Origin of the sequence: Nocardia sp. JMUB6875, from assembly GCF_041154655.1 — a bacterium.
Classification (GTDB): Bacteria; Actinomycetota; Actinomycetes; order Mycobacteriales; family Mycobacteriaceae; genus Nocardia.
Genome location: NZ_BAAFGR010000268.1, coordinates 1 through 7,247 on the forward strand (window position 1 = coordinate 1; position 7,247 = coordinate 7,247).

Consider the following 7,247-nt stretch of genomic DNA (forward strand, 5'->3'; position numbering starts at 1 on the left):
AATTCCGACCAGTCGGCGAAGCCGGGCGGGGGCGGGGGGATGACGTAGCCGAGGACCTCGCACCAGAAGCGGGCTACGCGTTCGGGGTCTTTGCAGTCGAAGGTGACTTGGACCGTTCTGACGGACGTCATCGGTCCACCATAGGGGGCGGGTGGAGATATGGCTCGGGGATATTGGTCAGGTGCGCAGCGACCGGTGAAGGCGGGCCGCTTCGCGGGTGAGGTGGTCGCGTTCGGGGACGGTGGTGGCCGATTGGGCCGCTTCGGCATAGAGAACGGCGGCCTGTTCCAGGTCGCCCGCGCGTTCGGTGAGGTAGGCGCGAGCGGCGGTGTGGCGGGGCAGGTTCGGGTCCAGGTCGGAGAGGGCGGCCAGGCCCGCGCGGGGGCCGTCGGCCTCGCCGACCGCTACCGCGCGGTTGAGGCGGACTATCGGGCTGGCGGTGAGGTCGAGGAGTTCGTCGTACCACTCGACGATCTGGGGCCAGTCGGTGTCGGCGGCGGTGGGGGCGTCCGCGTGCAGGGCGGCGATCGCGGCCTGGGCCTGGTATTCGCCGAGGCCGTCGCCGGCCAGGGCCGCTTGGAGGATCGCCACGCCCTCGGTGATAAGGGTTGTGTCCCAAAGGGATCGGTCCTGCTGCGCGAGCGGAATCAGGCTGCCGTCCGGGCCGGTGCGTGAGGCCCGGCGGGCGTGGTGCAGCAGCATCAGCGCGAGCAGTCCGGAGACCTCCGGATCGTCGGCCGAGGCGGCGAGCTGGCGGGTGAGGCGGATGGCCTCGGCGGCGAGATCCACGTCGCCGCTGTAGCCCTCGTTGAAGACGAGGTAGAGCACGCGCAGCACGGTCGGGAGGTCGCCGGGGCGGTCGAAGGGCAGGCCGGTGAGGCGCTTCTTGGCGCGGCTGATGCGTTGCGCCATGGTCGCTTCCGGGACGAGGTAGGCCGCGGCGATCTGACGGGTCGTCAGGCCGCCGACCGCGCGCAGGGTCAGGGCGACGGCCGAGGCGGACGGCAGGGAGGGATGCGCGCAGAGGAAGTACAGCCACAGGCTGTCGTCGGTGGCGGGCACCGGTCCCGCCTCCGGCTCGACCTCCACGGCGAGTTCCCTTCCCCGCCGCGATGTTTCGGAGCGAACGGCATCGAGGTACTTGCGCCAGGCGGTCGTGATCAGCCAGCCTTTGGGATCGCGCGGCGGATCCTCGGGCCAGATTTCCAGCGCCCGGATCAGCGCCTCCTGCACCGCGTCCTCGGCCTCCGCGAAATCGGCCCCGCGGCGGACGAGGACGCCGATCACCGCGGGGACGAGTTCACGCAGCAATGCCTCGTTCACCCGATCACCGTAATCACTCGGTCACCGTAGGCAATTCGGTGAAGAACGGCCGGATCTCGAGCCACTCGTGGATCGGCTTCCCGCCCGCCCCTGGGGCCGCGGACAGCTCGGCGGCCAGTTCCAGGGCCCGCTCGTAGGACTCGACATCGATGATCGTCCAACCGGCGATCAGGTCCTTGGTCTCCGCGAACGGGCCGTCGGTGACGGGCGGGCGGCCCTCACCGTCGGAGCGAACCCAGGTGCCGTTCGGGGACAGGGCCTGGTGCTCGACGAATTCGCCGGTCTGCTCGAGCCGCTTCCCGAAGTCCCGCATGTACTGGATGTGGGCCGTCACCTCCTCGGGCGTCCACTGATCCATCGGGATGTCGTTGACCGAGGCGGGTGCGCCACGGTAGTGCTTGAGCAGCAGATATTTCGGCATGGTGGTCTCCTCGCTGGATTCGGGTTCGATGGATTCAGGCGCGCTGACGCTCGGCGCGCTGGGCGATCAGTTCCTCGACCGGAGTCGGCAGGGTGGTCTCGAAGTCGATGAGTTTGGCCCAGGTCGGGGTGATGACGATGCGGACCATGCCGTCGTAGAGCGAGCGCACCTCGGCCTCCCACTCCACCCGCTGCTCGGCGGTCATCTGGTAGCTGCCGTTCATCTGCAGGTACTCCTCCGGGATGCCGTCCACCTCGTCCAACTCCGCCCGCCCACGGATGAGCAGGATCTTGGGCGGGTGCACCTCGGTATCGATGGTCAGCGCGACCTGGGGATTGTGGCGCAAGGCAGGCAGCTTCGGGGCGTTCTTGGCGGTGCAGACGACGATCTCCCGTCCGTTCCAGGCGAACCCCACCGGGATATTGCGGGGTGTGCCGTCCTTGGCGACATACGCCATGCGCAGCAGGTCGCGGGCCAGCATTTCCTGGCTGAGCGGGCGGTTCAGGATTTCGGTGAGTTCGTTCGGTCCCATGGTGTCGCTCCTTCGTCGATGTTCGCGAGGCCCCGTTCGGGTGCTCGTACCCCTGGGACGGAGCCGCTCGGACGTTCTCGACATCCCCGCCGAGCGTAATGTCGGAAACCATGACCTTTCGAAGCGAGAGCAGCTCAGTTCCGTCCACCGTCCTCAATGACGGGCAGACGATTCCGTCGCTGGGTTTCGGGGTGTTCCTGGTCGAGGAGGGGGACACCTTCGGGGCAGTGACCACCGCGCTCGAGACGGGGTATCGCCACATCGACACGGCCGCCATCTACGGCAACGAGGCCGAGGTGGGGCGAGCCATCCGCGAGTTCGGGGTGGCGCGGGACGAGGTATTCGTCACCACCAAACTATGGAATTCCGAGCAGGGCTACGACTCGACGCTGCGCGCCTTCGACGCCAGCCTGGAGCGGCTGGGATTGGATCAGCTGGATCTTTATCTGATCCACTGGCCGGTGGCGCAGGCGGATCGGTTCGTCGACACCTTCCGGGCCTTCCAGAAGTTGAAGGCGGAGGGCCGGGTCACCTCGATCGGGGTGTCGAACTTCAATCGCGATCATCTGGAGCGGCTGATCGCGGAGACCGGGGAGACGCCGGCCCTGAATCAGATCGAGTTGAGCCCCAATCTGGTTCAGGCGGAGTTGCGGGCCTTCCACACCGAGCACGGGATCGCCACCGAGGCCTGGAGTCCGCTCGGGCGCGGGGCGGCGCTGAAGGATCCGACCATTGTGGGCATCGCCGCCGAGACCGGACGTACCCCGGCGCAGGTGATCATTCGCTGGCATCTGCAGCTCGGCAATGTGGTGATCCCGAAGTCGGTGACGCCCAGCCGGATTCGGGAGAACTTCGACGTGTTCTCCTTCGAGCTGACCGACGAGCAGATGCGCGCCATCACCGCCCTGGACAGCGGCACCCGGGTCGGCCCGGATCCGGCGGAGTTCACCGCGGGACTGCTCTAGGCGGTCCCGCGGTCGGTTCGGACCCCGGCGTCAGTCGGGGATCGAACCGGTCAGCGCGATATTGACCCAGCTCGGCGCGTCTGGGTCCAGGCGCACGTGCTGGGGCTTCAGGCCGGAATCCGCCAGGACGATCATCGGCGGCAGGCCCTTCGGGAAGTTGCTGGCGTACACGTCGATTCGCAGGCGATGGCCCGGCTGGAGCACGGCGTCGATCGGGGTCACGCCGATGTCGAGGGTGACCGGGACACCGGGAATCGTCTGCTCGCGCTTGGCCAGGTCGAGGAAGTAGTTCGGCTCGGTGTAGTCGCCATTGGACGACTTCTTGCTGGCGTCCTCATTGATCTGCCGCAGCGACGCCACCAGCTGACCGGTCGCGATCTCCCGCGAAGTGCCGTCGGGGGCAACATCATTGACAGTGGCGACCCAGTAGCCGTCGGCGGCGTCCTCGACCACGTTCAGGTGCACGTTGATCGGACCGGAGATGGTGGTCGCCCCGGCCACCGGGCCGCTGGTGAAGGTCAGCCCCTCGCTCTCCCAGATCCGCGAATCGCCGGTGCAGGCCTGGATGATCGAGGTCGCGCCCGCGGTGATGCGCGCGGCGTCGCGGCTGCACAGGCTTGCCAGACCGGGCGCGACGGTCAGGTCGCGGATGCCCGCCTGCCGCGAATTCTCCGACAGGCCACCGTCGTAACGGGAGCCCGGGCTGGTGCCGGAGGGGATGTCATCGAGATACATGCGCCGGTATACGGCCTCGTTGCGCGGGAACTCCGGCGCGTCGGTCCAGCCGCCGCCCTGCTGCTTGATCGTCAGCGGCGTGAATTTCTCGATGCCGTTGTCGATTCCGCGCAGCCAATGGTCGAACCACGCCCGCTGCAACACATCCAGCCGAGGCGGCATGCCCGGATGACCGAAACCGGCCACGCCCGTACCGGCGTGGTAGCCGTCGCCCATGATCAGCTTCTTCTGCTCTTCCGGCAGCGGAATCGCGTTGAAGGTGTCGGTGGGGGTGGTGCCGAAGATGTCGAACCATGCGCCGACCATGAACGTCGGGGCCTGAATGTGGGTGACGTCGGCCTTCAGCCCGCGACGGAAGGGCGAATTCGGATCGACGAGTTGCTTTGTCCGCGCGGTCAATTGGTCCGGGCTCATGGCCGTGTAGCCGTTGATGACCACGTCGACGAAGGTCAGCGGATCCGCGATCCGGTCCTTCAGCCACTGCAATTGCTGTGCGGGATCGAACTTTCCGACCAGCAGCGAGGTCACGTCGGGAATCATCTTGAGCGCGTTGACACCCAGCAGCCACGGCACCAGGAACCCGGCCCCGATCCCGCCGCCGGTGCCCGCGATATCGCCGAAGATGTCACCGCTGCCCTCGAAGGCGAAGACCGCCTTCAGGCCGGGCGGCATCCGATCGGTGGCCTCGAGCGCGGTGATCGCGGTGAACGAGGTGCCCATCGTGCCGACCGTGCCATCGCTCCAGGGCTGCCGGGTGATCCAGTCGATGACCTCGGCGATGTCCTGCTTCTCGCGATCGCCGAACACCTGCCAGTCACCGCCGGAGGTGCCGGTGCCGCGCAGATCGACCTGCACCAGGGTGTATCCGGCGTTGGCGAGTTTCCAATCCTGGACCGCGGCCTCCAGCATCCCGGCGTCGGCCTGCCGGGTGATGTCGAAGAGCCCGTCCAGGCCGACGCCCGGCAGATTCAGCGATCCGATCCAATTCTCCAGGGGCTGTTTGATTCCCAGGCCGTCCGCGGCGCTAAGGACCGCCTGCCCCACCAGCATCGGCAGCTTCCCGTAGCCCTGCATCTGCAGGACAACCGGCCGCCTGCCGTCCGCGATCCGGCCATTGCTCGCCGGATGGATGATGTCGGCCTTCAGGACCGTCCCGTCATCCATGGTGATCGGCACCGCCAGATCCGGCGTGATCCCGTTGTAGGGCTGCGGGCCGTCGACCGCCGCGGTCCAGCCCGCCGCGTACGCGCCGCCGTCGATGCCGGTGAACGCGGTGTCGGACAAGGCCATTGGCGCGAGGAACGGCGTACACGCGATCACCGCGGACGCGGCGACCAACCCCTTCGCGGCGAGCTTCACGAAATCCATGGCCAGATTGTTGCTACCGGCGAGTAATAACGACTCGCCCGAGGGCGACATCGTTTTACCCCTGGGCGACAGCCTTGGTCAAAACGTTGCGTCCCAGACAATTGGCGGATTAGGTTACGGTCCCGGCTGGAATTGGTAATCGGTGGGGAGGTGACCGGCCGATGGCGATCATGGGACGCGCGGCGAGCCTGCGCGGCTACCGCGAGCTGGTCGACGAACTGGGCGGGGAGGGCGAGGCGCTGCTGCGTAGATTCGGCATCTCACTCGAGGCCATCGACAGCGACGAAGCGCTGGTACCCGCCGAATCCCTGGGCTGGGCCCTCGAAATCGCCGCCGCCGAACTGGATTGCCCCGATTTCGGCCTGCGGCTGGCCGGTCGCCAGGACAGCGAGTGCCTCGGTCTCCTGGGCGTCGCGGTGACCACCGCCGCGACCGCCGGCGACGCCCTCGCGTGCATCACCCGATTCATAGCCATACAGCACGAGGGCATCTCCCTCCGGCTCGTCCCGGATCCGCACGGGCAGACCGGCATGGTCGGGCTCAACTACCTCGACATCGCCGAGGTCTCCGACTTCTGCCAGGGCATAGACCACGCCGTCGGCCTCATGCATCGCATAGTGTCGGCCAGTGTGGGCGACTACGGGCTGCGGACTGTCCATCTGCCGCATCCGCCCCGCGCACCCGCCGCGAGCTATGCCGAATTCTTCGGCGCGGAAGTGCGTTTCGATATGCCCACAACCATGCTCCGCTTCCCGGCGGACCTGCTCCAGCGCCCGCTCCGCAGCCGCAATCCGATGCTGCACAAGCTCGCCATGGATTATCTCGACCGCCACTACCCCGAGCCGGACCGTGGCATGACCGCGCGGGTGCGCCTGGCGATCGACCGCGCCCTGCTGGAATCGCGTGCCGATATCGAGACCGTGGCCCGCATGCTGACCGTCCACGAACGTACGCTGCAGCGTGCATTGGCCGCCGAGGGAACAACTTTCACCGAAGTCCTCGACACCGCCCGCCGCGACATCACCTACCGACTGCTGTGTGAGACAGACCTACCCATGAGCCGCATCACCACCCTCGTCGGCCTACGCGAGCAGTCCGCCCTGACCCGCGTGGTACGCCGCTGGTTCGGCACCACACCCCAGCGGCTCCGCAGCATCTCCCGGGCACGACAGGCTGACATATCGCAGGTCTCCCTCGTCGCGGAAGGCTGACGCCTGGATCGAGACCAAGCCTGGCCCCCTACGGCCGGACCGGCCAGCTAGCCCCAATTGGCAGCGAGGGTGAGGCAGAACGGGTGGCCACTCGGATCGAGCAGCACCCGCCAACTCTCACCCGGTTGAAACTCAGGCACCGTAGCGCCCAACTCGACCAGTTCCTTACTGGCCAGCTCGAGGTCTTCGACCGCCAAGTCCAAATGAAATTGCTTGCTTCCATTCTCGTTCGGCCAGGTAGGCGGCTGATAGTCCGCAACCGTCCCGAATCCCAGCGCATGGTCCGGACCGCTAAGCATGGCGTACTCGTCCTGCAGATGGGCAATCTCCCAACCGAGCACAGCCGCCCAGAACTCCGCATCCCGCCGCGCATCGGCACTGTCCAAGGTGAGCATCTTCAAAGCGGCAATTGCCATGAATCTTCCCTCTCCGCAACATCATTGCTATCAACCAGTCTGCAACGCCGACGCCGCCCGCGATTGTAAGAACGCGACACCGTATCGATGTAGCCAAAGATCACCCTCACGCCGCGACCGGTCAGTGTGAAGGCGCTCCGCGTCCGGACGAAACAGCGCGGGTCGCGGCTAGTTAGAGACTGGTGTCAGGATCGGATCCCGGCCAGGATCAGGTCCAGGTGCCCGGTGGGGTGCCCCTCTCGCGGCTGCCCACCGTCGGTATTGGTGTGGCTCTCT

8 protein-coding genes are annotated in these 7,247 nt (G+C 67.0%); 2 read left to right on the forward strand and 6 right to left on the reverse strand.

The window, feature by feature from the left end; all coding sequences use genetic code 11:
* From ACAM49_RS37385 to ACAM49_RS37400, 4 genes are all read right to left on the reverse strand, one after another.
* On the reverse strand, positions 1-131 hold a 131-nt coding region (locus ACAM49_RS37385; RefSeq protein WP_369640267.1), incomplete at its 3' end, for a VOC family protein.
* Positions 132-177: 46 nt separating this feature from the next.
* The gene (locus tag ACAM49_RS37390) at positions 178-1,323 is read right to left on the reverse strand and encodes an RNA polymerase sigma factor (protein ID WP_369640260.1); all 1,146 of its coding nucleotides are present in this window, start codon (positions 1,321-1,323) and stop codon (positions 178-180) included.
* Between the two features lie 13 nt (positions 1,324-1,336).
* Positions 1,337-1,744: a YciI family protein gene (locus ACAM49_RS37395; RefSeq protein WP_369640261.1), complete on the reverse strand. Its 408-nt coding sequence runs from the start codon at positions 1,742-1,744 to the stop codon at positions 1,337-1,339.
* A 34-nt stretch (positions 1,745-1,778) separates the two neighbouring features.
* A complete protein-coding gene (locus tag ACAM49_RS37400; RefSeq protein ID WP_369640262.1) occupies positions 1,779-2,276 on the reverse strand; it encodes a pyridoxamine 5'-phosphate oxidase family protein in 498 nt (165 codons plus the stop codon).
* Positions 2,277-2,386: 110 nt separating this feature from the next.
* Here ACAM49_RS37400 and ACAM49_RS37405 point away from each other — a divergent pair, with 110 nt between their 5' ends.
* Positions 2,387-3,241, forward strand: coding sequence for an aldo/keto reductase (locus tag ACAM49_RS37405; protein WP_369640263.1), 855 nt, complete (start codon positions 2,387-2,389; stop codon positions 3,239-3,241).
* A 30-nt stretch (positions 3,242-3,271) separates the two neighbouring features.
* On the opposite strand, the gene ACAM49_RS37410 is transcribed toward ACAM49_RS37405, so the two are convergent.
* Positions 3,272-5,344 carry a CocE/NonD family hydrolase gene (locus ACAM49_RS37410; RefSeq protein WP_369640264.1) on the reverse strand — a complete coding sequence of 691 codons (2,073 nt, stop codon included), beginning with the start codon at positions 5,342-5,344 and terminating at the stop codon, positions 3,272-3,274.
* A gap of 161 nt (positions 5,345-5,505) precedes the next feature.
* Between ACAM49_RS37410 and ACAM49_RS37415 the strand changes: the two genes are divergently transcribed.
* Positions 5,506-6,555, forward strand: coding sequence for an AraC family transcriptional regulator (locus ACAM49_RS37415; RefSeq protein WP_369640265.1), 1,050 nt, complete (start codon positions 5,506-5,508; stop codon positions 6,553-6,555).
* Positions 6,556-6,602: 47 nt separating this feature from the next.
* Here ACAM49_RS37415 and ACAM49_RS37420 read toward each other — a convergent pair whose 3' ends face one another.
* On the reverse strand, positions 6,603-6,971 hold the full coding sequence (locus ACAM49_RS37420; RefSeq protein ID WP_369640266.1) for a VOC family protein: 369 nt from the start codon (positions 6,969-6,971) through the stop codon (positions 6,603-6,605).
* Between the last annotated feature and the right edge of the window lie 276 nt (positions 6,972-7,247).

Bases quoted from the DNA above. Each gene is read 5' to 3' on its own strand.
- ACAM49_RS37395 (WP_369640261.1), bottom strand. From the start codon at position 1,744: ATGCCGAAATATCTGCTGCTCAAGCACTACCGTGGCGCACCCGCCTCG.
- ACAM49_RS37400 (WP_369640262.1), bottom strand. From the start codon at position 2,276: ATGGGACCGAACGAACTCACCGAAATCCTGAACCGCCCGCTCAGCCAG.
- ACAM49_RS37405 (WP_369640263.1), top strand. From the start codon at position 2,387: ATGACCTTTCGAAGCGAGAGCAGCTCAGTTCCGTCCACCGTCCTCAAT.
- ACAM49_RS37410 (WP_369640264.1), bottom strand. From the start codon at position 5,344: ATGGATTTCGTGAAGCTCGCCGCGAAGGGGTTGGTCGCCGCGTCCGCG.
- ACAM49_RS37415 (WP_369640265.1), top strand. From the start codon at position 5,506: ATGGCGATCATGGGACGCGCGGCGAGCCTGCGCGGCTACCGCGAGCTG.
- ACAM49_RS37420 (WP_369640266.1), bottom strand. From the start codon at position 6,971: ATGGCAATTGCCGCTTTGAAGATGCTCACCTTGGACAGTGCCGATGCG.